The organism is Flavobacterium sp. LHD-85, from assembly GCF_030929595.1.
Classification (GTDB): Bacteria; Bacteroidota; Bacteroidia; order Flavobacteriales; family Flavobacteriaceae; genus Flavobacterium.
In genome coordinates, this window is sequence record NZ_JAVFVR010000001.1 from 83,750 (window position 1) to 107,227 (window position 23,478).

The window sequence follows — 23,478 nt, forward strand, 5'->3', positions numbered from 1 at the left end:
GTACTTTTAAGCAAATTCAGCTTCGAAGAGCTCAGTTAAATGTTTGATGATTTTAGATTTTACTTCTTCTTCATCTACTTTCTCCACGCCAAGTTCTACATTTAAAGATGTAACACCTTTTCCGCGAATACCGCACGGAATTATATTGTCAAAATATCCTAAATCGACATTTGCGTTTAAAGCAAATCCATGCATGGTCACCCATCTTGAAGCGCGAACGCCCATTGCACATATCTTACGAGCAAAAGGAGTTCCAGCACCAAGCCAAACGCCAGTTTCTCCTTCACTTCTGCCCGATTCTAAACCATATTCTGCCAAAGTCAAAATAATTGACTCTTCTAGCAAGCGAAGATATTTATGAATATCAGTAAAGAAATTTTCTAAATCTAAAATCGGATAGCCTACAATCTGTCCTGGTCCATGATACGTAATATCACCACCACGGTTGATTTTATAAAAAGTCGCTCCCTTAGATTCAAGTTGCTTTTCGTTTAATAATAAGTTCTTCAGATCGCCACTTTTCCCTAAAGTATAAACATGCGGATGCTCTACAAACAATAAATAATTTGGTGTTGGCAGATCAAGTTCTTCTCTTCTGTTCTTGATTTTTAAATCGACTATATCTTTAAAAAGCTCTTCCTGATATTCCCAAGTCGATTTATAGTCTTTCTTACCTAGATCCTGAAGTTGGATTTTTTTGTTCATTTTAATTATTTTTCAAACTCAACATCAAAGTTAAGCTTGTCGGGATTCTCCATATAATCCGTAAAAGAGTATTGAATTGTAATTGATTTTCGGTCGTCGCTAAACAACGCGCTTGGATTAGAGACTTTCTTAATTTTTTTTGGAAAATGATAATTTACAACATAACTAGACGAAGCAAACATCATTTTAGTCATATCCGCAGATGTATCTTTTGCCTTGGCCGCCAATTTTTGCTGGTCGATTACTGCTTTTCTTGTAAATTTCTTTCCGTCATAAGTATAACTTAGCTTACTGCCATTATCTCCAAAACCGCTTCCCATAGGATTTGCGCCTCCTTCTAATTTTTGAAGTGTGCCTAATGTTTGTAAAATATCTTGAAGTTCATTTACATTTTTAAAATCAGTTGCCATTATCATCTGAAATTGTTTTTTCTCCGAACTCATTTTTGTTGACACAACGAAGTTCTCCAACTTTTTAAGCTCTTGCTGTGTTTCTGGTGATAGTTTCGCGATACTGTCTTTTTTTTCTTCAAATAGCTGTTTGAAAGTAAAAGTAGTATCAATATCTTTTTTAGCATCTCCCATTTGACCTGCAATCTGATCGCCTGCCATTTCCATTAAAGAAGAACCGTCCATATCTACAGAGAATTTCCCGGTTCCGTTATCGTTTATATAAATATTTTCAGTGAAAGTACAGCTCGTTAATGTCGCTATTAAAAAGGAAAAACTCAGTAATTTATATAATTTCATTGCAGTATATTTTTATCAAAGATACAAAGACTATTTTTAAAAATGCATTTTATTGAAAACCTTCAATTATTGCTCAAACTCTACTTTGAAACCAAAATCTACATTACTTTCCTGCATGTTATCTAAAGGAACTTCTAAAGTAAAACCTTTTCTATCTTCTGTTATTACTGCTTTTTTAAGTGAAATGGTTTTGATTTTTTTAGGAAAATGATATTCGGCTATATACTTACATTCCTTTAGCATTTCTTCCATTTTTTTAGAGAATGGATCATCGCTCTTTTCCTTCTTAGCTTCTTTTTTCTTTTTAGCTTTTTTATCGTCCTTAGAAGGTGTTACCGACTTAATAAAAACCTTGCCATCATAAAAAATAGTCGTCGTTGACTTTTCTTCTGGTTTTGGTGCAGCACTCAATGCTCCTAATCTTTTTTTGTCTGTAGCAGCCAGTGCTTCCAAACTTTCGGCAGGTGTCGCAATGGTTTTAAAATCTGTTCCGCTAGGAAAATCAATTGCCATACTATATTCAAATTGCTTTTTTTCGTCATTTACCTTTATGCTCACTTTAAAATTCTCAAGAATTTCAAGTTTTTCTTTTTCTTTCTCAAGCATCTCTAGTTTTTCTTTATCCCCATTTGGCAGTTTAGAAATACTGTCTTTTATTTTTGCTAGAACATCTTTGAAAGTAAAAGTAGTATCCACGACTTTATTGACTTTAGTCGAATCTGATTTTTTCATCCCCATTTTATACATCGGTGACATGTCAAAGCCGTAAGAGAAAGTTCCAGATCCATCTTCGTTCATGACCATTTTTTCCTTAAGCGTGCAGCTTGTAATACAAAATACAATAAAAAAGCAAAGTAAAATTCTTTTCATAATTGAGGTTTAAGTTATTCAAGCGAAGATACTTTCTTTTAAGAATTATTTGAGGTTTTTATTCTAAAACTACTTCTAGATTTGTCACTTCAGGATCTCGTAAAAAATCTGAAATAAGAAACTCTAAGATTAAAGATTTTTTATCAGAATTGATTATTGCTTTTAGATTTGAAACGTATTTTATATTTTTTGGAAAATGATACTTTAAAGTATAAGTTTGAACCAAATTTGAAGCGCCATATTTAGCAACAAACTGTTCTGATTCTCTTTTTGCTTTTTCTAATTCAGCTTTATTTATAATTGAAACGGAACGCTTAAAAATTTTGCCATCAAAAGCATATTCAATTCTGAAATAGTGATTTTCTGCCTCCAATGCATAATTATGCTGAATATCTGATGCATAATCTTCGGTTTTAAATAAATCTGGAATTTCTGAAACTTTATTAAACTGAAGCGAAAAAATACTTCGAAATTCTTTTTCGTAAGAACTTCTTTTTATATGAGCTTTTACATTGGCATATTTTTGAAATAACTGTTGTTCTTCAGGTTTATATTTTACAAAGTTCGCCTTGTATTTAGTTATATAATCTTGAAAAATATAAGTAGTATCTTGAAAGATATTCTCTTTAGAATATTCTTCTCCTGCCAATTGCATATAACTGTTTTCTTCTCTAAGTTGTTCGACTATTACATCGCCGCTTCCGTCTGGATTGATTGTAATCGTTTCGGTAATTTGACAGCTTGCAAATAAAAATAGAATTAATAAACTTGATAAATATTTCATTTTTTTGAGAAGATTCTGAAGTTAAGAGTTGCTAATATAGCGCGTTTTTTATTTAATTTCTTACAATATAAAGGTCTAATAAAAACAAAACAGCCTAATCTAGCCCCGATAGAAGCGGTATCCTTTTTCTTCCGCCATGGCGGAAGGAAAAGATACAAGCGGATAGCGGGACTAAAGTTGATTGAAACCCAATAAATTGCTGCTTCAAAAAATCTAAAAACTGCATTAAAAAATCTACATTCTTTTCTTTATCTTTGCACACTTAAAAAACAGAGCACAAAATGGCATTATCAGAACAAGAAATCATCAGAAGAGAAAAACTTCAAAACTTACGCAATCTGGGAATCAATCCTTATCCAGCTAATCTTTTTCCTGTAAATCATACTTCGAAGCAGATAAAGGAAACTTTTGAGGAAGGTAAGAAGGTTATCGTTGCAGGACGTTTGATGAGTGTTCGTGATCAGGGTAAAGCTTGTTTTGCTGAGTTACAAGATAGCGAAGGGCGTATTCAATTGTACGTAAACCGCGATGTTTTATGCGAGGGTGACGACAAAACTTTATACAACCAAGTTTTCAAAAAATTAACCGATTTAGGTGATTTTATTGGTATCGAAGGTGAATTATTTACAACGCAAGTTGGTGCAAAATGTATTCGTGTAAGCGGTTTTAATTTCTTGAGTAAAACGTTGCGTCCGTTACCTTTACCAAAAGTGGACGAAGAAGGAAATGTACACGATGCTTTCAACGATGCTGAATTGCGTTACAGAATGCGTTATGTAGATTTGACTGTAAATCCGCAGGTTAAAGAAACTTTTATTAAACGTACAAAGTTATTTACTGCAATGCGTGGTTATTTTAACGACGCTGGATATCTTGAAGTCGATACTCCTGTTTTACAGTCTATTCCTGGTGGAGCTTCGGCAAGACCATTTATTACACACCACAACTCGCTTGATATTCCGCTTTACATGCGTATCGCGAATGAGTTATACTTAAAAAGATTAATTGTTGGTGGATTTGAAGGTGTTTATGAGTTTTCTAGAAACTTCCGTAACGAAGGTATGGACAGAACGCATAATCCTGAGTTTACTGCAATGGAAATATATGTAGCCTACAAAGACTACAACTGGATGATGGAGTTTGCTGAAGGTTTATTAGAGCATTGTGCGATTGCTGTAAATGGTACAAGCGAAGTTACTTTTGGTGAGCATAAAATCAACTTTAAAGCACCTTATGCACGTGTTACGATGACAGATTCTATCAAACACTTTACTGGTTTTGACATTTCTGGTAAAACAGAACAAGAATTGTTTGAAGCTGCAAGAGGAATGGGAATCGAGGTTGACGAAACAATGGGTAAAGGAAAATTGATTGATGAAATTTTTGGAGCAAAATGTGAAGGAAATTATATTCAGCCAACTTTCATTACAGATTATCCAAAAGAAATGTCACCGCTTTGTAAAGAGCACCGCGATAATCCAGATTTGACTGAACGTTTTGAATTAATGGTTTGCGGTAAAGAAATCGCTAATGCATATTCTGAATTAAATGACCCAATTGACCAAAGAGAACGTTTTGAAGATCAAATGCGTTTGGCTGCAAAAGGTGATGATGAAGCAAATGGAATTATCGACGAAGATTTCTTAAGAGCTCTTGAGTACGGTATGCCTCCTACTTCTGGAATGGGAATTGGAATGGATCGTTTGATTATGTATTTGACTAATAATGCTTCTATCCAAGAAGTTTTATTGTTCCCGCAAATGCGTCCTGAGAAAAGACAAGCTCAGATCGAATTGACGGAAGAAGAAAAAGTAATCATTACTTTATTGAAAGGAAATGAAAACAAAATGGATTTATCTCAGCTAAAAGTTGCTGCTAACTTAAGCGGTAAAAAATGGGATGCTTCTATGAAAAACTTGTCTAAACACGGTTTGACTAAAGTTGCCGTTGACGGAGAGTTTAAATTTGTGGAATTGGTGGGGTAAATTTTGTCTTATTTTATTATAAATACAGCCCGATAGGTTTATAACTTATCGGGTTTTTCGTTTTATTTACATAACTTTGATTAATTAAAATGCATTATTATGAGCACTTTAGAAATAAAACTAGAAATTTTTGATAAACTAAAAAATGTTGAAGATGTTAGTCTGTTGGAGAAAATCAGAAATCTTCTAAAAAATACAGATACATCAGATGTCTATCAATTTGAACAATATGAATTGGATATGCTGAGAGAAAGTGAAGAAGATATAAAATATGGAAGAGTTATTTCTCAAGAAGATTTGGACAAGGAAGATCTTGAATGGCTGTCAAAATAATTTGGACTAATGCTGCAGTTAATCAAAGAAGAAAAATACTGAATTATTGGAACAAAAGAAACAAATCAAAAACGTATTCAAGAAAATTAGTTTCGGAAGTAACGCAAAGAACTAAGTTCCTAGTCGAAAATCCTGAGATTTATGTTAAAACCAGCTTTCTAGATATCAGAAGCTCAACATTAGGGCATTATAATATCTTTTATAAAATAACCCCAAAAGAATTGATTGTTATAGCATTTTGGGATAATAGACGAAATCCAAAAATCCTTTCTAAAATTCTAAAGAAGTAAGCATCGAAAACCCAATAGGTTTTAAAAGCCTGTTGGGTTTTATTTTTAAAACAACTATTTCTCGCCATTTTCTTCCCATCAATATTTAAACACAAACTAAAAACTAATTTTTAAAAAACTGAAAAACAACACTTTAATTCCACCAAATTGTTTTACAAGAAAATACTTTCATAAGCCTTGCTATAACATTAAAAAACAAAACAAATTACGGTTCTAAGTTAATATACAATTGATACAGTTTTTACTTTTTTTTGCAAACAAATTACTACATTTGAAAACAAAAATAGACTTTCAATAAAGTCTATTTTTTATTAAACCCAAACCCATTCAATTAACATTTTTCAACCAATAATCTAAATGAAAATTAGAAAAATCGCTCCAAACGAAGACTTAGAAACAACAATCAAGAAAAAAAGAAACCGTTACAAATTTGTTCTCATAGCTATATTAGTTCTGTCGACCGCTGGCTTTTTAGGATTTAAATATTTTACTCCTAAAAAAGAAGCTGTTTGTTTAGGCACTGATACCAAAATCTATGATGCTTACAAAGATGCCGTTGTACTTGTAAAGCATCAATATGGCTATTTTGCTAAAATTAACGGAAAAGAAATTCCACTTAATGTTGAAGACGCTAAAGAAGAAACCATTTATGGAACTGGCTTTTTTGTAGATACAGAAGGAGACATGATAACCAATAGACATGTTTTACAGCCATGGGATTCAACTGAAGAAGAGAGCGAAAAAGTAAATACTACTATTCGAAATCTGCGAATGAAGATTGCTTCTATCCTTACTACTGATGTTTCTGAAGATGACTATGAAAGTTTTATTAGCAACAACTGGTCGCATGCTTCTGTCTCGTATGATGAAGGTGAAGGAGAGGGAGAATATGAAGAATCGAGCGAAGAAACTAGCGAGTCAGCGGGTGAAGAATTTGTTAGCTCTAATGAAACAGATACGGAAACAGAAACAGATACAACTCAAGCATCAACAGATATTGCCGCATCTATTCCAGTAAAAGAATATGTTTCGGCAGAAAATATTGAAGTATATGTAAAAACGGTAGACATTCAAGTTGCCCTTCATAATTCTGATAGCGAATGGATTAATTGTGAGATTAAAAAAGTTTCAGATGACAGTAATATTGATTTAGGCATTTTGCAAGTAGCCGATCATAAAACTCCGCAAACTGTTACCAATATCATTAGTCTTGATAATATTGTTGACAATGACACTTCTCTAGCTCCAGGGCAAAAAGCAATAATGGTAGGCTATCCAATGGGAATAGATTTGGCACAAACAAATTCTGGTATAAAAGTACAGCTTTACAATGGTCAGATAAGTAAAGAATCTGATGGCAATAAAATCCAATACAGTATAACTTCTACACATGGCGCTAGTGGTTCACCAGTTTTTAATGAATGTGGCCAACTGATTGCAGTTAATTTCAGTGGATTCGATCAGGTTCAAGGCTTCAATTTTGGAATTGTAGCCAAGCATATTCAGTCACTTTAGTAAAAAACAAAGACTCTTAAATCTAAACGGATTTTGACATTTCAAATCAAATAAAAAATCACGCTTATTAATTATGAATAAATTTTTTAGCATCTGTGCACTACTGTTCTTTAGTGCCGCTTTTTCACAGATTCCAACTCTGGATGTCGAAAATCAGAAAAAAAATTCGGTCATCTTACAGGAAGTACAAATTGAAACCAAAATTTTAGGAAATCTTGCCTCAACTACAGCTACTTATACATTTTACAATCCTGGCGACAGAATTTTAGAAGGAAATTTTACACTTCCATTGCCAGAAGGAGTAAGTGTAAGCGGCTATGCTCTAGATATTAACGGAAGCTTAAGAGACGCTGTTCCCGTTCCAAAAGAACGAGCTAAAGAAGTATTTGAAAGTATTGAAAAAAGAAATGTAGACCCAGGTATTATTGAAAAAGTAGCTGGAAACAATTTCAGAACCAGAATTTATCCCATTACGGCGAGAGGCACTAGATTCATAAGAATTACATACAATCAGGAATTAAAAAATTCGGCTACTGACTATCTGTATTTTTTAAGTTTTGCCAATGCAGTTAGCATTCCAAAATTTAATCTGAAAGTGTTAGTTAATGAAAGTCTGAGCACTCCAAAAATTACGGAAAATCCAGATGGAAGTTTTACTTTTCAAAAACAAGGAAGCCAATGGATTGCCGAAATTAAAAAAGCAAATTTCACACCAAATGCAAGCCTAAAAATAAGTATTCCGAAAGTAAATGAGTCTTCAAATGTAATGCTACAAAAAGCTTCTGACGATAAATCTTATTTCGCCGCAAGCGTTTCGATGAATTTCCCTGTAAAGGAAAAAGCAAAATCTCAAAAAATTGCTATTATTTGGGACAATTCTTTCAGCGGATCAAAGAGAGATCATCAAAAAGAACTGGATTTTCTTAATGCTTATTTTTCAGACAATAAAGATGTTGCGGTTTCTTTTGTTCTCTTAAATAATACTCTAGAAAAAACAGAAGAATTTACGGTTTCTGGAGGAAACTGGAATACATTAAAAGACAGAGTTCTTAATCTGAAATATGATGGTGGAACCGACTTTAGTGCTTTAAAAGAAATTTCTTCAATAGACGAATATCTTTTATTCTCTGACGGAATTTCAAATTTTGGCGATTTAACTTTAAAATTCAAAAAACCGGTCAATAGTATAGCAAGCACGCCAACTTCCGATTTTAATCTACTAAAACTTTTAGCATCACAATCAGGAGGGAATTTTATCAATCTTAACGAACTAGATACTCAAGCTGCTCTAAAAACGTATAAAAGACTTCCTATTATATTTTTAGGTTTTAAAGAAACAAATACGCTTCAGGAATTGTTTCCTAATGTTGGAACTGCCATAAACGAACCAGTCAATGTATTTGGAATTTCATCTGCAAATCCAGGTAAACTTACTGCTGTTTTTTCAGTAGGAAATAAAAAATTTGAAGTGCTTGTAGATTTTAGTAACGCTGTACAAGTAAACAATTGGCCTATTGCACAATTTTGGGCACAACGAAAAATTAATGATCTTGAACTTAATTCAACTCAAAACAGCGATGAAATCAGGAATCTTAGCGAGCAGTTTGGGGTTGTAAGCAAAAACACAAGTCTTATCGTATTGGAAGATGTTAATGATTATGTACGTTTTGGCATCACTCCTCCTGAGGAATTATTGCCAGAATACAACAAAATCGTTTCGCAAAACAAAAAACAAATTTTTGAACAAAGAAAAAATCTTCTATCCAAAGCTTTTGATAAAACGCGAGAACTGACAACTTGGTGGAATAGCGAATTTAAACCTACTGAAAAAAAACAGTATCCTAAAATTTCTAAGCAGTCACAAAAATTGTCATCAGCAGAAGAAAGCGTTGTTAGCGATAATGCTGTATATTCTGCAGAAAGCAGAGCAGCCGATAAAAAAACATCTACAGGTAAAATAACTTTGGTAGAAGTTGAAAGCAATCAAGAATACATGAAAGATTTTCAGTCTTTACAATCACCAGAATTAATTTACCAGAAATATCTTGAAAATCGTCCGAAATACGAGAAGCAAGTGACGTATTATTTTGATGTTTCTAAATTGCTTTTCAAAAAAGGAGATAAAGCACTTTCGCTAAAGGTTTTAAGCACATTAGCCGAACTTGATTTGGAAAATGAAGAATTATATAAGACGATATCGTATCTGTTGAAGCAAAGAGGCAATTATGAAAAAGAATTGTGGATTACTCAAAAAATTCTAGAATGGAGACCGTTTGACCCTCAAAGCCACAGAGATTATGCATTGGCTTTGGTAGACAATAAAAAACCTCAAGAAGCTCTTAATATCTATAAATCGATGCTTTATCAGGAATATACCGACGAGATTTCTGTAAGAGATAATGGTATTGAAGAAATCTTGATTATGGAAATCAATAATATTTTGAGCCAAAACAAAAATGTTGATGCAAGCAAAATTGATAATCGTTTAAAAGCCAATCTCCCAGTAGATATTCGTATTGTTATTAATTGGAATAAAGACAATACAGATATAGACCTTTGGGTAACAGACCCAAGAGGAGAAGATTGTTCTTACTCGCATAGATCTACAGAAATTGGAGGAAGATTAAGCAACGATTTTACTCAAGGTTTTGGTCCTGAACAATTTTTATTAAAAAAAGCGATTAAAGGGAAATATAAAATCAAGACTAATTTCTTCGGTGAGAGACAGAATATTCTTTCTGGACCAACAACTGTAATGGCAGAAGTTTACCTTTACTATTCTGATGGCAGACAGGAAAGAAAAATTGCTGTTTTCCAAAGTCAAAAAGAAAACAAGCGTGAAAGTGATAGTAAAATTCTAATTGGAGAATTTGAGTTTTAGAAAATATATAAAATACAAGATTTAAAAATTCCAAACTCCAAAATTAGAATTTATAATATTTCAAACCCGACAGATTTTAAAATCTGTCGGGTTTTGTTTTTTAAAACGAATACTTCTCCAATTTTTTCCCTTGAATATCCAAAACCTTTGTGCTTTCTTTTGGAACATCTCCTTTTACAGCTTCCTGAACTGACGGATTAGATGGATATTTTCCTCCTTTCATTTTTAAAAGATGAAATTTTCCTCCGCTTTCAAATATCAAATCATAAAATTTTTCTGTTGATGAAGTGGTAACATAAATTGGAAAATCGGTTACAGTGAAACGATTGATTACACTTCCGTTATTCTTCAAGATATAACCTGAACAACCTCCGCTTCCACAGAAATAAGGATTTGAGAAACCAACTAAGTATTCGTTTTTCTTATCATTATTTAAATCAAAAGCTTCGTAATAAAAATAACGATCATCTTTTGTTAGTGCAGGAATATCATTCTTTAACAAAACCAGTAACTGTTTACGAATTAATTCTACTGCTTTGTCTTCTTTTGAAGTAACTTCACTCAAATCTGCTGTCCCTCCAAGTGTTTTAGACAATGTATCTTGAACAACCGTTTTTACAATATTTTTCGAATTATCTTTATTCTGACAAGAACTCAATGCCAAAATTGCGATTAGAATTAAAATCTTATTTTTCATAATCTGATATTTTAAATTCGTTATAATTTACACCAGCAATGCAGCCTTATTTTCAATATCATTTTGAGTCAGCAATGATTTTATATTGTTAAAAGTCACCAAAGCAATCTGCGTTAAAGCTTCATTGGTAAAAAACGCCTGATGCGCCGTTACCAAAACATTCGGAAAACTCATTAAACGCTGAATCGCATCATCCTGAATAATATCTGCAGAAAGATCTCTAAAGAATAATTTTTCTTCTTGTTCGTAAACGTCAATTCCTAAATAACCTATTTTGCCTTCTTTTAAACCTTCAATAACCGACGATGTTTCTATTAACCCGCCACGGCTTGTATTGATAATCATCACGCTGTCTTTCATAAAAGAAATGGAAGTGGTATTGATAACATGCTTTGTTTGTTCATTCAGCGGACAATGAAGCGAAATAATGTCACCCGATTTAAAGATTTCTTCCAACCCAACAAAAGAAACGCCGTCTTTTTTCATTTCTTCGTTTTCAACAATATCATAAGCCAAAACTTTACAGCCAAAACCTAATGCAATTTTAGAAAATGCTTTTCCGATATTTCCAGTTCCAATAATTCCGATTGTTTTTCCGAATAAATCAAAACCTAATAATCCGTTTAAAGAAAAGTTCTGTTCACGAACTCTATTATAAGCTTTATGTGTTTTTCTATTTAAAGTCAAAATCATCGCCATGGCATGTTCGGCAACGGCCTGAGGAGAATAAGCAGGAACACGGCAAACTTTTATGTTGTGCTTTTTAGCCGCTTCCAAATCGACATTGTTAAATCCAGCGCAACGCAAAGCAATTATTTTTACTTTTTTTTCTGCTAATTGTTTTATGACTGTTTCGTTTACAATGTCGTTTACAAACACACAAACAATCTCGCACTCTTCAATTAAAGCTACAGTCTGAGGATTTAACTGTGTTTCAAAAAAGTTCAATTGAAAACCAAAATCTTCGTTGTACTTATTGAAAAACGTTTTATCGTAAGGCTGGGTCGAGAAAAAAGCGATTTTGCTGTTACTAGGTTCCATATATTTGATTTTGAATAGTTCCTTAAAATTACGCATTTTTATTTTAAAGTAAATTTAAGACATAAAAAAAGAGCTTATTAAGCTCCTTATTCATCTTATGTCTCGGCTATTCCGCCAACTGCTACTATTTTATTATTTCTTAATTTAATTTCAATACCATGTTCTGTATCTAAATCATAACGAATTGGTATTATTATCTCATTGCTTTTTAAAACTCGCATGTATAATATTTCTCTAGTACATTCAAAATGTTTTTCCTTGGTATCAATATTTAAAGGATCCTCTCCCGATTGTTTTGGGTCTTCATAATATTTCGCATAAATCTTTTTGTAGCGAAGAAAAGTTTCTTCTTTTATTTGAAGTATAACATCTTCAATGTTTTCTAAAAAACTATTATATGTTTTCTCAAAATCATCTAATTCTTCCTCTGTTGGAAATTCTTCGATTTCTTCCCCATCTTCATCAAATTCTTCTCCTAAAAAAACTTGAATTTCATCATCTTTAAAATGAGAATTTTTAAAAAGTTTATCTCCTGAAATTCCTGCCCAGTCTTCTTGAATTTCTCCCCAAAATTTATGATTCATAATCTATACTTTTTTACAAACTTAAAGCTTAATCAAGTTACTGTAACAAGTTATAAATATAATATTAAAAGCCTATATATTATTTTTTAAAATTTCCTTTTGGCAGATAATATAGCCATCCAAAACCAATTAAAAATAAAATAAGCGAACCTATAAATGCCGGAATTAAAATTTCTTTATTGTTATCTAATGCATTGTTTAAAGCAGCATATAATAACCAAATCTGAATACTTACATTTAAGATTAAAACAAATATTAAAGTAGACAGAATAACATTCAACTTATTAGGATTTGCCTGATTTTGACTTTTTCTAAAAGTACTCATAATCTCTATTTTAAACGATTAACTTTCTTTATTTTCGAATGCCTTCACAAAAATCTTTCCCCCTTTTAAAAGCACTTCTAACTGAGGCAATGCTCTCGGTGGAGGCCCTGCAATAACGTCTCCCGTCAAAGCATCAAAAGATCCTTCATGGCATGGACAATGGATTATTCCTGTTCCTGGCTTGTAATAAACAGCACAAGAAAGATGCGTGCACTTTTGTTCGTAAGCTCTAAACATGCCGCTTTCTAAATGCACCAAAATATACGGAATGGTGCTTCCTTCAATTACAAAGCCTCTTGTCCCGCCTAATGGAATATCTTTTATTTCACATACAAAATGTTCTCCAACAACTTCTTCCCCAGGCAATAAATAAGCTTTTGCTGCAACCAATCCGCTACCGACCATTAAACCTCCTGAAACCAGCGTAAGGAATTTGGCAAAATCACGTCGGCTGACTTGCGTTGATTCTTGCTTTTTATATGGAAAATCTTTCTTCCAGTTTTCTTTTAAATTATCTTCTTTAGACATGGATTTTAGATTTAGAATATTCGTAATTCGCTGCTTCCTTTTGGCATCATGATATTCACTTTTGTATTTACTCTTTCTTTTCCAAAAACAAATGAATTTACCGGAGTGCTGTTTGGACGCATTTCTTCAATCTGAGCGCGAGTTCCATAAAACAGTGCCCCACTCGGGCAAACTGTAGCGCACATTGGTTTTTTGCCAACACTAGTTCTATCGTAACACATATTGCATTTCATCATCAAATCGTATTCTTCCATTTTCTTCGGAACTCCAAACGGACAAGCCATTACACAATTGGAACAACCTATGCAACGTTCTGTATTTGCGGTATGAACCACTCCAAATTCGTCCTGAGAAATCGCATCGGCAGGACACACGTTTGCACAAACTGGATCTTCACAATGCATGCAAACCTGAACAGTGGTTTGAATCGTTACGGCACGTTCTACATAATTGACATGAATCATCGATTCCTGACCGTTGGTTTCACATTCAGAACAGGCCATTTCACAGGCTTTACAGCCTATGCATCTTTGTAAGTCTACAAAAAACTCTTCGTTTTTATTATAATTGGTTACATTCATAATTGTTGCTTTTTATAGATTAAACACTTGCATAAGCATTTGATTTGTCTGATGAATTTTCTATTTCACCCAAAGGTTCCAGCTTACAGGCACAAACTTTAAACTCTGGAATTTTTGAAATAGGATCTAATGTTCCAGGTGTTAACTGATTGGCTGATTTTTTCCCGGGCCAGTGATACGGAATAAAAACAGTATCTTTTCGAATGGTTTCTACAATATTGGCTGGAAAAATTCCGTCTCCTCTTCGGGTTGAAACTTTTACTAATTCTCTTTGCTGAATATTATATTTCTGAGCCATTTCGGGATGAATTTCCAACAAAGGTTCAGGAAACTGATCTACTAGTTTTCCAATTCGTCTGGTTTGCGTGCCACTTAAATATTGAGAAACGACACGGCCAGTTGTTAATGTTATTGGATATTCTTCATCTGTAACCTCACCAGGCAGTTTATAAGGAGCTGGATTAAAATGTGCTTTTCCGTCTGGTGTGGCAAATTTTTTATCTTCCCATAATCTTGGTGTTCCAGGATGATCTTCCGTTGGACACGGCCAGAAAACGCCCATATTGTCTTCTACTTTTTTATAGGTTATTCCATTATAATCGGCAGTTCCTCCTTTTGATGCAACACGCAATTCATTAAAAATGGCTTCGCTGTTAGCGTATGTAAATCGTTCTTCTTCACCTAATCTTTTAGCCAATTCTAATAATATTGAAGTATCTGTTCTTGCATCGCCCGGTGGTGTCACGGCTTGTCTTATTCTAATAACACGGCCTTCTGCTGAGGTTGTTGTTCCCTCCTCTTCTTCCTGCAATGAACCCGCTAAAACAATATCGGCATGACGGGCAGTTTCATTCAAAAAGAAATCTATAGCTACATAAAATTCTAATTTTTCAAGAGCAGAACGCACATAATTATTGTTTGGAAGCGATACTAACGGATTGAAACAAATCGAAATCAATCCTTTAATTTCACCACTATGAATCGCTTCTATAATTTCATAAGCTGTAATGCCTTTATGCGGCATATCTTCTTCCTTAATTTTCCAGACATCGGCAATGTATTTTCTGTGTTCCATATTTTCGATATCACGATTTCCAGGCAATTGATCACATTTATGACCATGCTCTCTTCCGCCCTGGCCATTTCCTTGCCCCGTAATAGTTCCGTAACCGCAATACGGTCTTCCAATTCTTCCCGTTGCCAAAACAAGATTGATACATCCTAAAACATTATCAACTCCTTTTGAGTGATGTTCGATTCCTCTTGCATGCAATAAAAAGCTTGTTTTTGCTTTTCCCCATAACTCGGCTGCTTCTTTAATTTTTTCTTTCGAAATTCCCGTAATTTCTTCGGCCCATTCTAACGTATACTCTTTTACAGCATCAATTGTTTCTTGAAATCCTGATGTATGATTATCAATAAAATCATGATCCAGCATATCATGATCTACGAGATATTTCAACATTGCGCCGTACAAAGCCGAGTCGGTTCCTGGCCTTACATCTAGATGAACATCTGCTGTTCTTGCCAATGGAATAACTCGAGGATCGACAACAATCAGTTTTGCCCCGCGGTCTCTGGCTTTCCAAATCCAATGGGTTAAGGTTGGAAACGTCTCGCTAATATTCGCTCCAGCAACTATAATTACCTCAGCATACTCTAAATCAGAATAATTGTTTGAAGCGCGGTCTAAACCAAATGCTTTCTTATTTCCTGCACCCGCACTTACCATGCAAAGACGTCCGTTATAATCTAAATTTCTTGTTTTTAAAGCCACTCTGGCAAATTTTCCGACCAAATAACTTTTTTCATTCGTAAGTGAAACACCGGATAACATCGAAAAAGCATGTTTGCCATATTTTTCCTGAATTCTTTTTATTTCAGAAACGGTTTTATCCATCGCTTCATCCCAAGTCGTTTGTTCAAAACCTTTACCTTCTACCCTTTTTATTGGATGCAATAATCGGTCGGGATGATTATTTTGCATGTATCGCTGAACACCTTTTGGACAAAGACGACCTTCATTGAACGGAAATTCCATCCAAGGTTCAAAACCAACCACTTTATTGTCTTTTACAGATAATTGAATTCCGCATTGCATGCCGCAGAAACAGCAATGTGTTTTTACCGTTTTATCTGGTTCATCACGTCCTGAATATCCTTCCTTCGGCGTATAATTCAGATGCGGACCAAATGCTTCAATTATTTTTTCAGTTGATACAGGTAGTTTTGCCATTTTTTATAGTTTTCAGTTTTCGGTCGCGGTTTTCAGTTTCAAACTAAAAACTGTGACTATTTACTTTTTTAATATTTTTATTTTATCACACAGTTTGGTTCTACAAACTGAAAACTGCGACTGAGACTTTAAAATTTATCCAAATAAATTTCCGCCTTCAATTCTTGCTTTTAGATGTGCTTTTGCCAAACGATCTCGTTTTCCTTCGGGACTTAAATCCAAGTGAGAATTCCCTTGATCGTCGCTAAAGTCAAAACCCAATTGTTTGGTTACAATTTTTAAATCATCAATATGAAGCTGAGTCGTAAATGGTTTTCCGGTTTCTTTACAGATTGCCATTCCTTTTTTCATTCCTTCCTTTTTATAAATATGCGCTCCAATCTGCGCAGGCCGTTGAATAATATGAAAGAACTTTCCAAACGGAATCCATATTAAAAACATTATAACCGTTACGGCATGAACTACAGCCAGAAAATCATACGCAAATCCTTTCATAAACTGATAAGAATAAGTAAGACACAAACCTGTAACCGAGATTGCAATTAATAAAAGAAGTGGCAGTAAATCACCTTCAAAAGTCTGTGTGGCAATTAACCCTGGATTTGTCAAACGTCTTCTTAAATAATAAAGTGAACCGAAAATAACCAGATAAGAAGACCAGTTTAAGGCATGAAAAGTCAAAAATGCCATAATGGAATCCAATCTGAAATCCATTACTTTAAAACCAAAAAAATGCGCTTCGTAAACTGAAATAGAATTTGGCGCCAAAGTAAAATGAATCCATCCAAATGTCAGCGGGAAAGTAATAGCAAAAGCCGAAAAACAGCCAATTGCAATACAGAAATGAGCCAGCCATCTGTATTTCCCTCTTGGATAAATGAATTTCTGAAAAGCGATATTTTGAACCGATTCTTTTCCTAAAAACCACAAATGCGAAAACACTTTTCCTGTAAAGAGAAAATGAATTCCGCGTTTGAAATACATCCAAGTTGGCGGTCGCTGCAGCCAAACCGTATAGCGATACACCACTCCGAAAAATGCAAACAGAGTTCCGAACAGATAGGTAACCAAAGCTGCATCAAAATTTTGCAGCTTTCTTGATCCGTAGAAAACCAATACAACCATAAAAACCGAAGCGGCCGTTGCAATTAATAAAGCTTTTGTATTAAATGTTTTTTCTTTCATGACAGCTTATTTTCGATCAATATCTTTAGCCATTTCAGGCAGTTTTTCTTTTGTCATTTTCACAATTACACGATGCATCCAAATCAGACAGGTTAAGGATAATGCCAGAATAAAAAGCCAAGAGCTCGTCCAGAATCCTGTAAATGATAATAAATACCCGAAAATAATTGGGCCGAAGAATCCGCCTAAACCGCCTAAGAGTCCGACCATTCCTCCAATTACACCTACTTCATTTGGAAAATAATCTGGTATGTGTTTATAAACAGCTGCAGAACCAATTCCCCACGAAATTCCGATTAGAATAACCAAGACTAAATACACCCACATATTGGCTTCAAAATGAATTTGTGTAATTCCTTCTGCCAATAAATCTTTTTTCTGTATTTTTTGATTTTCTGCTACAACCACTTCCTGCCATGTTTTTTTGGATGGAAAAAATTTAGAATGCGGCTGACTTTCATTTTTCTGACTAATAGCATATTCTTTATCATCGACCACTATTTTATCTGGTGAAACCGCTGTAACAGTTCCAGCTTTACTGGCCAAGAGACCGCTTCCTGAAGTAGTAATATCCATTTTTGGAAACAATAATAAAAAGCTTAATACGACCGAAGAGCTCAACACCCAGTACATCACTTTTCTGGCTCCAAATTTATCAGACAAAAAACCTCCGAAAGCGCGTACGACACCAGCGGGCAAACTAAAACAAGAAGTGAAAATTCCGCCTAAAACTAAAGTAGTGTGATAAACATTCATAAAATTTGGCAGAAGCCATTGTGAGAAAGTGACAAACGATCCGAATACTAAGAAATAATAAGTTCCAAAACGCCAAACACGCACTCTCTTTAAGGGCTGCAATAATTGTTTTATCGTTTTAGATTGCGCTTCGCTTTTTTTAGTTTTAGCGAAAATCAGAAATACAATTCCCATCAATAATAAAGCAGAACCGTAAAGAATAGGAAGCCACTTCCACCCATTTTCAGGATCATTTTCTGAGAACGCACTCAAAAGTGAAGGCGCCAAAAAAGGCGTTATAGAAGCACCAGCAGTTCCCATTCCGAAAATTCCCAAGGCTCTTCCCTGCCATTCTTTAGGATACCATACAGAGGTTGAAGCTACTCCTACAGCAAAACTGGTTCCAACCATTCCGAATAGAAAACTCAAAATGGCAAAAACAGTAAAAGAAGTCGCAAATGGCAAAAGAAATAACGGAATTGAAGCCAGAATTAATAGAGCAGAATGCACAATTTTGCCTCCAAATTTATCGGTTAAAATTCCCATTGGCAATCTCATAATTGATCCCGTAAGAACAGGAATTCCCAAAAGCCAGCCTATTTGTACAACGCTCCAATTAAAAATCTCTTTATCAACTAAAAATGTAACTAATACTCCGTTGAGTGTCCAGCATGCAAAACAGATTGCAAATGCCAAAGTGTTTAAAAAAAGGATGCGATGGGCTTGGGAAAGATCTGCCATAGAATAAAGTATTAAATTATGTTTTTGAAAATCTATTACTGCAATATGGGAATCATGGGGAATTGCTTTTCATAAACAATAGAAAAGCAATAGTTTACTAAAGTTAAAAAAAATATTTAAAGCAAGACACTTACCATCAAACATTTAGCGTTATAATAATCTTATTTAAATTCATTCTTCAAAAAAACCGGAAATCGATCTGTTAAATAAAACACAATTTTAAAAGACTGATTAAACCTGTTTTAATTAATAAAGTCTAATCTGAAAACAATAAAAAAACTTGAATATGAAAAAACTATTTATCGCAGCTATGCTATTTGTTGGAATAGCAAGTTTTGCACAAGACATGGATCAAAAACCGGCACATGAGCAAAGAGAAAGAATGACGCCAGAACAGCGTAATGAGAAACAGCTTCAAAAACTGACTACAGAATTAAGTTTAGATGCTAGTCAGCAAGCGCAGGTAAAACAACTTTTAGCAGATAGAAGTGCAAAAGCCGAAAAATTTAGAGAAGCTAGAAAAGAAAAAAAAGACAGTAACACAAAACCAACAGCTGAAGAAAAAGCGGCTTTCAAAAAACAAATGGAAGACGAAGTCGCAGCAAATGATGCTAAAATGAAATCTATCTTAAAAGCTGATCAATACACAAAATGGAAAGCGCTTCAAGAAGAGAAAAAAGACAAAATGAGAGATAAAATGAAAGAGCGCCAAAAAGATAAAATCTAATTTGATGCATAAAAAAAGAGGCTTTTGAAGCCTCTTTTTTGTTATTTAAAATGTTTTCGAAACTTTATCGATCGCATTGATTGTAAAATCTAAATCTTCATAAGTCAACGCATCTGTAATAAACCACGTTTCGTATGCAGATGGTGCAATGTAAACGCCTTCCTGCAATAATCCGTGGAAGAATTTCTTGAACGTTTCGTTATCACCTTTTGCAGCAGTTTGAAAATCGGTTACAGGATTTGCATCAAAGTGAACCGAAATCATAGAACCTACTCTATTGATTGTAAAAACAACATTATTTGCTTTTAAAACTCTGTCGATTCCTGCTTCTAAATAAGCTGTTTTTTCTTCTAAACGAGTAAAAATTTCTCTATCGCTATCTAAAGCTTTTAACATTGCATATCCCGCGGCCATTGCCAAAGGATTCCCAGATAATGTTCCTGCTTGATAAACTGGTCCAAGAGGTGCTAAATAATTCATGATTTCTTCGCGTGCAGCAAAAGCTCCAACAGGAAGTCCTCCACCAATTACTTTTCCGAAAGTCACGATATCAGCATCAATTCCGTATAATTCCTGAACTCCTCCACGTGCTAAACGGAAACCTGTCATTACCTCATCAAAAATCAATAAGATTCCGTTTGCTGTACACAAGTCTCTTAAACCTTGCAAGAAACCTTCTTTAGGCACAATACAACCCATATTTCCTGCAACTGCTTCAATAATAATTGCAGCAATTTCTCCTTTATTAGCTTCAATTAAAGTTTTTACATTCTCTAAATCATTATATTTTGCTAATAAAGTATCTTTTGCAGTTCCTTCTGTAACACCAGGACTGTTTGGAGATCCAAAAGTTACAGCACCGCTTCCAGCCTGAATTAAGAATGAATCAGAATGTCCGTGGTAACAGCCTGCAAATTTGATGATTTTATCTCTTTTTGTAAATCCGCGAGCCAGACGAATTGCACTCATACAAGCTTCTGTACCTGAATTTACAAAACGTATTTTGTCAATATTTGGAACCATAGAAACAGCCAAAGCTGCAATTTCTGTTTCCAATTCTGTTGGCATTCCAAATGAAGTTCCTAGTTTTGCTTTTTCAATTACCGCATCAACAACTGGCTGATAAGCGTGGCCTAAAACCATTGGTCCCCAAGAGTTGATATAATCTATTAATTTGTTTCCGTCTTCATCATATAAATATGCACCTTTAGCACTTTTTACAAAAATCGGAGTTCCGCCAACCGCTTTAAACGCTCTTACTGGTGAATTTACTCCTCCTGGAATTACTTTTTCTGCTTCAGCAAAAAGCTGACTACTTCTTTTATATAACATTCTTATTTTAGATTTTAGAGTTCAGATTTTAGATTGTAAACTGAAAACTTATTTTGGATTTTAAAATTAAATCAAAACGCGACTGAAAACTGCCACTGCGACTGAAAACTTATTTCACTCTCAACCTCTGCCCGATTGAAATCGCATTATCAGTTAGATTATTTTTTCTTTTTAAATCTTCAACCAATAAATTGAATTTCTTCGAAATCGAATATAGCGTATCTCCTTTTTGAACTTCATATAAATTCGGATCATATTGATTCATATTGATCTTTGGATCAGAAGCGACATCATAAGATGATTTTTTTGGTGGAGCCGAAGTATTTATTGGCACATAATTTCTTCCTGTAACCTGACAATCATATTGATGCAGATTGTATCTTTCAATATAACTGATCAATTTATCTGGATATTTTGGATCTGTTGCATAACCTGCTGCTCTCAAACCTTTTGCCCAAGATTTATAATCGTCTTTTTCGTAAGTGAATAAGGTTGCATATCGCTTTTTCCCAACCAAAAATAAAGCATGATCTCTATACGATTCTGATGCCTGAGGATATTTTCTAAAACATTCCTGAGCCGAGTCATCATCGTGGCGAACACTTTCTCCCATCCAATCATTATGACATTTTATTCCAAAATGATTATTAGCATCTACAGCCAAATCTCCTCTTCCTGCACCAGATTCTAAAATTCCCTGCGCTAGAATAATACTAGCTGGAATTCCGTAAGTTTTCATATTTCCCATTGCAATTTCTTTGTATTGCAACACATAATTATTAATCAAATCGCTGGTGACAACTGTTTTAGATGTAGATTGAATAACTTCAGTTGTATTATTTGTAGAAGGGTAATTTTTACCGATTGGTTTAGCAGGAGTACCTCTTTTTGTCGCAGCTGTTCTAGACTGAACCGCTGCCGCTTTTTTAGTCGTCGCGATGGCAGGCTTACTAGAAGAGCAGCTTGCAAAAGCTAATATTACGAGAAGTAATACAATTTTTTTAATCATTGGTTTTGAGTATTGGTAATTTCTTCTGCTTCAATTTTATATTCATTCCGTCAATTCCCTGTAATCCGCCTGTGTGAATGAGTAAAATTTTTGAATGGGCAGGAAAATAATTTTTGCTGATTAAATCTATAACGCCAAAAACCATCTTTCCTGTATAAATTGGATCTAAGGGCACTTTTGTCTTTTCGAAAAAAGAATTAACAAATTCAATTAATTCTAAATTTATCTTGCCATAACCTCCAAAATGATAGTCAGAAATTAAATTCCAGTTATCCTTTTTTGCAAAAATACGAATTTCATCGTTTAAAAAGTCACCTTTTAACGCTGGAAAGCCCAAAATTTTCTGATTTTGCAGCGAACTATTAATTAATCCCGAAATCGTGCCACCTGTTCCAACTGCGCAGCAAACGTAATTAAAAACCGAATCTTCATCTGTCAAAATCTCTTCACAGCCTTTTACAGCGAGTTCGTTTGTTCCGCCTTCTGGAACTAAATAAAAATCACCAAACTTATCTTTCAGCTTTTCTACAAAAGATTCTTCGTTTTTTAAACGATACTCTTCTCTCGAAACAAACTCAAACTGCATTCCATTTTCCTGAGCAAATTTCAAAGTTGGATTTTCTTGAATTTTATCTAAAAGCTCATCTCCCCGAATAATACCGATAGTTTTAAAACCTTGTTCTTTTCCGGCATAAGCTACAGCCGCTATATGGTTTGAAAAAGCTCCGCCAAAAGTCAATAAAATGTCTTTTTTTTCGGCTTCTGCCTGAAGCAAATTGTATTTCAGCTTTCTGAATTTATTTCCCGACACAAACGGATGAATTAAATCCTCACGCTTTATTGTCAAAGAAATATGATTCGGAAAATCGATATTTATATGTTGATTGAAAACCTTCATTTTAATTTGATGTAATTCAAAAACTGAAAAAATGATCTGTTTTTAAGATAATTTAAATTGGTTTCGTTTGTATAGGCTTCTCTTTCAAAACTGATATTTCGGTACGCTAAATCTTTGTTTTTGTATTGGATGAAACGAATTAAAAACTCAAAAACATACCAAATAAAGAATGGAAGAATTAACATTTCTAATTGCTGACGTAAATGTATCTTTTCGTGATTAACAAAAACTTCATTTGCTTTATCAAAATCGTATTTTACCAAAACAAACGGAAACACAGCCATTCCTCGATATCCTTTCGGAATTAAATATTTGGCAACAATCAGAAACATTGGCTGTAAAATTTATAAATTTGTAGCTATAAAATTGTTCGATTTCAATAAAATCATAATCAAATATTTTTATTTTTGATTTTAATTATTCGAAAAGGAACGCGAAGCAGATTTATGAAAGAGCAAAGTAATGAAAATAAATTAATCGAAGGCGAAGATTTTTACTATACGCCCGAAGGTTATAAATGCTTTACCGAAAAACATCATTTAAAAAGAGGCTATTGCTGTAAAAGCGGTTGTCGCCATTGTCCGTACGGATTTGATAAACGAACAGGAGAAATAAGAAGAAAAACGAACTAGATAATTTAAATAAATTCCAATTTTTAAATTCCAAATTCCAATCTAAAATCAACAATCTAAAATATTAATATGGATATCCATTCACGAAAATTCAGGATTAAAATCCACAAGTCCT

The 23,478-nt window shown here is 33.9% G+C and carries 24 protein-coding genes; 7 read left to right on the forward strand and 17 right to left on the reverse strand.

Going from position 1 to position 23,478, the window contains the following annotated elements:
• Positions 1-6: 6 nt before the first annotated feature.
• From lipB to RB618_RS00360, 4 genes are all read right to left on the reverse strand, one after another.
• Entirely contained in the window at positions 7-705 is a 699-nt protein-coding gene (gene lipB, locus RB618_RS00345) for a lipoyl(octanoyl) transferase LipB (RefSeq protein ID WP_308066976.1), read from the reverse strand.
• Positions 706-710: 5 nt separating this feature from the next.
• The gene (locus RB618_RS00350; RefSeq protein ID WP_308066977.1) at positions 711-1,454 is read right to left on the reverse strand and encodes a hypothetical protein; all 744 of its coding nucleotides are present in this window, start codon (positions 1,452-1,454) and stop codon (positions 711-713) included.
• Positions 1,455-1,520: 66 nt separating this feature from the next.
• The gene (locus RB618_RS00355) at positions 1,521-2,324 is read right to left on the reverse strand and encodes a hypothetical protein (protein WP_308066978.1); all 804 of its coding nucleotides are present in this window, start codon (positions 2,322-2,324) and stop codon (positions 1,521-1,523) included.
• 58 nt (positions 2,325-2,382) lie between these two features.
• Complete coding sequence (locus tag RB618_RS00360; protein ID WP_308066979.1) at positions 2,383-3,108, reverse strand: hypothetical protein; 726 nt, start codon at positions 3,106-3,108, stop codon at positions 2,383-2,385.
• 281 nt (positions 3,109-3,389) lie between these two features.
• Between RB618_RS00360 and lysS the strand changes: the two genes are divergently transcribed.
• From lysS to RB618_RS00385, 5 genes are all read left to right on the forward strand, one after another.
• Positions 3,390-5,093: a lysine--tRNA ligase gene (gene lysS, locus RB618_RS00365; protein WP_308066980.1), complete on the forward strand. Its 1,704-nt coding sequence runs from the start codon at positions 3,390-3,392 to the stop codon at positions 5,091-5,093.
• A 99-nt stretch (positions 5,094-5,192) separates the two neighbouring features.
• On the forward strand, positions 5,193-5,426 hold the full coding sequence (locus RB618_RS00370) for a hypothetical protein (protein WP_308066981.1): 234 nt from the start codon (positions 5,193-5,195) through the stop codon (positions 5,424-5,426).
• Positions 5,411-5,716 carry a type II toxin-antitoxin system RelE/ParE family toxin gene (locus tag RB618_RS00375; protein ID WP_308066982.1) on the forward strand — a complete coding sequence of 102 codons (306 nt, stop codon included), beginning with the start codon at positions 5,411-5,413 and terminating at the stop codon, positions 5,714-5,716. Before RB618_RS00370 ends, RB618_RS00375 begins: the two co-directional genes overlap by 16 nt.
• Positions 5,717-6,073: 357 nt before the next feature.
• Positions 6,074-7,231 (forward strand): serine protease, encoded by a 1,158-nt coding sequence (locus RB618_RS00380; RefSeq protein WP_308066983.1) that lies wholly within the window; start codon positions 6,074-6,076, stop codon positions 7,229-7,231.
• Positions 7,232-7,304: 73 nt separating this feature from the next.
• Positions 7,305-10,112, forward strand: a complete 2,808-nt coding sequence (locus RB618_RS00385) for a VIT domain-containing protein (RefSeq protein ID WP_308066984.1) — start codon at positions 7,305-7,307, stop codon at positions 10,110-10,112.
• A gap of 100 nt (positions 10,113-10,212) precedes the next feature.
• Here the strand turns inward: RB618_RS00385 and RB618_RS00390 are convergent, their stop codons facing one another.
• The 9 genes from RB618_RS00390 to RB618_RS00430 all read right to left on the reverse strand — a co-directional run bounded on the left by RB618_RS00390 (position 10,213) and on the right by RB618_RS00430 (position 18,765).
• A complete protein-coding gene (locus tag RB618_RS00390) occupies positions 10,213-10,809 on the reverse strand; it encodes a hypothetical protein (protein WP_308066985.1) in 597 nt (198 codons plus the stop codon).
• A 27-nt stretch (positions 10,810-10,836) separates the two neighbouring features.
• Positions 10,837-11,850, reverse strand: a complete 1,014-nt coding sequence (locus RB618_RS00395; RefSeq protein ID WP_308066986.1) for a 2-hydroxyacid dehydrogenase — start codon at positions 11,848-11,850, stop codon at positions 10,837-10,839.
• Between the two features lie 95 nt (positions 11,851-11,945).
• A complete protein-coding gene (locus RB618_RS00400) occupies positions 11,946-12,434 on the reverse strand; it encodes a hypothetical protein (RefSeq protein WP_308066987.1) in 489 nt (162 codons plus the stop codon).
• 79 nt (positions 12,435-12,513) lie between these two features.
• A complete protein-coding gene (locus RB618_RS00405) occupies positions 12,514-12,759 on the reverse strand; it encodes a DUF6755 family protein (RefSeq protein ID WP_201998189.1) in 246 nt (81 codons plus the stop codon).
• Between the two features lie 18 nt (positions 12,760-12,777).
• On the reverse strand, positions 12,778-13,287 hold the full coding sequence (locus tag RB618_RS00410; RefSeq protein ID WP_308066988.1) for a Rieske (2Fe-2S) protein: 510 nt from the start codon (positions 13,285-13,287) through the stop codon (positions 12,778-12,780).
• An 11-nt stretch (positions 13,288-13,298) separates the two neighbouring features.
• Entirely contained in the window at positions 13,299-13,868 is a 570-nt protein-coding gene (locus RB618_RS00415) for a 4Fe-4S dicluster domain-containing protein (RefSeq protein WP_308066989.1), read from the reverse strand.
• Positions 13,869-13,887: 19 nt separating this feature from the next.
• Positions 13,888-16,104 carry a molybdopterin oxidoreductase family protein gene (locus RB618_RS00420; RefSeq protein ID WP_308066990.1) on the reverse strand — a complete coding sequence of 739 codons (2,217 nt, stop codon included), beginning with the start codon at positions 16,102-16,104 and terminating at the stop codon, positions 13,888-13,890.
• Between the two features lie 135 nt (positions 16,105-16,239).
• Positions 16,240-17,289, reverse strand: coding sequence for an MFS transporter (locus RB618_RS00425; protein WP_281631366.1), 1,050 nt, complete (start codon positions 17,287-17,289; stop codon positions 16,240-16,242).
• Between the two features lie 6 nt (positions 17,290-17,295).
• Complete coding sequence (locus tag RB618_RS00430; protein WP_308066991.1) at positions 17,296-18,765, reverse strand: MFS transporter; 1,470 nt, start codon at positions 18,763-18,765, stop codon at positions 17,296-17,298.
• 286 nt (positions 18,766-19,051) lie between these two features.
• Here RB618_RS00430 and RB618_RS00435 point away from each other — a divergent pair, with 286 nt between their 5' ends.
• Entirely contained in the window at positions 19,052-19,492 is a 441-nt protein-coding gene (locus RB618_RS00435) for a hypothetical protein (protein ID WP_308066992.1), read from the forward strand.
• 45 nt (positions 19,493-19,537) lie between these two features.
• On the opposite strand, the gene hemL is transcribed toward RB618_RS00435, so the two are convergent.
• The 4 genes from hemL to RB618_RS00455 all read right to left on the reverse strand — a co-directional run bounded on the left by hemL (position 19,538) and on the right by RB618_RS00455 (position 23,063).
• A complete protein-coding gene (hemL, locus tag RB618_RS00440; RefSeq protein WP_308066993.1) occupies positions 19,538-20,824 on the reverse strand; it encodes a glutamate-1-semialdehyde 2,1-aminomutase in 1,287 nt (428 codons plus the stop codon).
• 109 nt (positions 20,825-20,933) lie between these two features.
• Positions 20,934-21,833: a glucosaminidase domain-containing protein gene (locus tag RB618_RS00445; protein ID WP_308066994.1), complete on the reverse strand. Its 900-nt coding sequence runs from the start codon at positions 21,831-21,833 to the stop codon at positions 20,934-20,936.
• Entirely contained in the window at positions 21,826-22,731 is a 906-nt protein-coding gene (locus tag RB618_RS00450; RefSeq protein ID WP_308066995.1) for a pyridoxal-phosphate dependent enzyme, read from the reverse strand. Before RB618_RS00450 ends, RB618_RS00445 begins: the two co-directional genes overlap by 8 nt.
• On the reverse strand, positions 22,728-23,063 hold the full coding sequence (locus RB618_RS00455; RefSeq protein WP_308066996.1) for a hypothetical protein: 336 nt from the start codon (positions 23,061-23,063) through the stop codon (positions 22,728-22,730). Before RB618_RS00455 ends, RB618_RS00450 begins: the two co-directional genes overlap by 4 nt.
• Positions 23,064-23,177: 114 nt before the next feature.
• Here RB618_RS00455 and RB618_RS00460 point away from each other — a divergent pair, with 114 nt between their 5' ends.
• Positions 23,178-23,363, forward strand: coding sequence for a DUF5522 domain-containing protein (locus tag RB618_RS00460; RefSeq protein ID WP_111377387.1), 186 nt, complete (start codon positions 23,178-23,180; stop codon positions 23,361-23,363).
• Positions 23,364-23,478 lie beyond the last annotated feature (115 nt).

Coding starts and splice junctions, on each gene's coding strand:
- lipB (WP_308066976.1), bottom strand. CDS start 705: ATGAACAAAAAAATCCAACTTCAGGATCTAGGTAAGAAAGACTATAAA.
- RB618_RS00350 (WP_308066977.1), bottom strand. CDS start 1,454: ATGAAATTATATAAATTACTGAGTTTTTCCTTTTTAATAGCGACATTA.
- RB618_RS00355 (WP_308066978.1), bottom strand. CDS start 2,324: ATGAAAAGAATTTTACTTTGCTTTTTTATTGTATTTTGTATTACAAGC.
- RB618_RS00360 (WP_308066979.1), bottom strand. CDS start 3,108: ATGAAATATTTATCAAGTTTATTAATTCTATTTTTATTTGCAAGCTGT.
- lysS (WP_308066980.1), top strand. CDS start 3,390: ATGGCATTATCAGAACAAGAAATCATCAGAAGAGAAAAACTTCAAAAC.
- RB618_RS00370 (WP_308066981.1), top strand. CDS start 5,193: ATGAGCACTTTAGAAATAAAACTAGAAATTTTTGATAAACTAAAAAAT.
- RB618_RS00375 (WP_308066982.1), top strand. CDS start 5,411: ATGGCTGTCAAAATAATTTGGACTAATGCTGCAGTTAATCAAAGAAGA.
- RB618_RS00380 (WP_308066983.1), top strand. CDS start 6,074: ATGAAAATTAGAAAAATCGCTCCAAACGAAGACTTAGAAACAACAATC.
- RB618_RS00385 (WP_308066984.1), top strand. CDS start 7,305: ATGAATAAATTTTTTAGCATCTGTGCACTACTGTTCTTTAGTGCCGCT.
- RB618_RS00390 (WP_308066985.1), bottom strand. CDS start 10,809: ATGAAAAATAAGATTTTAATTCTAATCGCAATTTTGGCATTGAGTTCT.
- RB618_RS00395 (WP_308066986.1), bottom strand. CDS start 11,850: ATGGAACCTAGTAACAGCAAAATCGCTTTTTTCTCGACCCAGCCTTAC.
- RB618_RS00400 (WP_308066987.1), bottom strand. CDS start 12,434: ATGAATCATAAATTTTGGGGAGAAATTCAAGAAGACTGGGCAGGAATT.
- RB618_RS00405 (WP_201998189.1), bottom strand. CDS start 12,759: ATGAGTACTTTTAGAAAAAGTCAAAATCAGGCAAATCCTAATAAGTTG.
- RB618_RS00410 (WP_308066988.1), bottom strand. CDS start 13,287: ATGTCTAAAGAAGATAATTTAAAAGAAAACTGGAAGAAAGATTTTCCA.
- RB618_RS00415 (WP_308066989.1), bottom strand. CDS start 13,868: ATGAATGTAACCAATTATAATAAAAACGAAGAGTTTTTTGTAGACTTA.
- RB618_RS00420 (WP_308066990.1), bottom strand. CDS start 16,104: ATGGCAAAACTACCTGTATCAACTGAAAAAATAATTGAAGCATTTGGT.
- RB618_RS00425 (WP_281631366.1), bottom strand. CDS start 17,289: ATGAAAGAAAAAACATTTAATACAAAAGCTTTATTAATTGCAACGGCC.
- RB618_RS00430 (WP_308066991.1), bottom strand. CDS start 18,765: ATGGCAGATCTTTCCCAAGCCCATCGCATCCTTTTTTTAAACACTTTG.
- RB618_RS00435 (WP_308066992.1), top strand. CDS start 19,052: ATGAAAAAACTATTTATCGCAGCTATGCTATTTGTTGGAATAGCAAGT.
- hemL (WP_308066993.1), bottom strand. CDS start 20,824: ATGTTATATAAAAGAAGTAGTCAGCTTTTTGCTGAAGCAGAAAAAGTA.
- RB618_RS00445 (WP_308066994.1), bottom strand. CDS start 21,833: ATGATTAAAAAAATTGTATTACTTCTCGTAATATTAGCTTTTGCAAGC.
- RB618_RS00450 (WP_308066995.1), bottom strand. CDS start 22,731: ATGAAGGTTTTCAATCAACATATAAATATCGATTTTCCGAATCATATT.
- RB618_RS00455 (WP_308066996.1), bottom strand. CDS start 23,063: ATGTTTCTGATTGTTGCCAAATATTTAATTCCGAAAGGATATCGAGGA.
- RB618_RS00460 (WP_111377387.1), top strand. CDS start 23,178: ATGAAAGAGCAAAGTAATGAAAATAAATTAATCGAAGGCGAAGATTTT.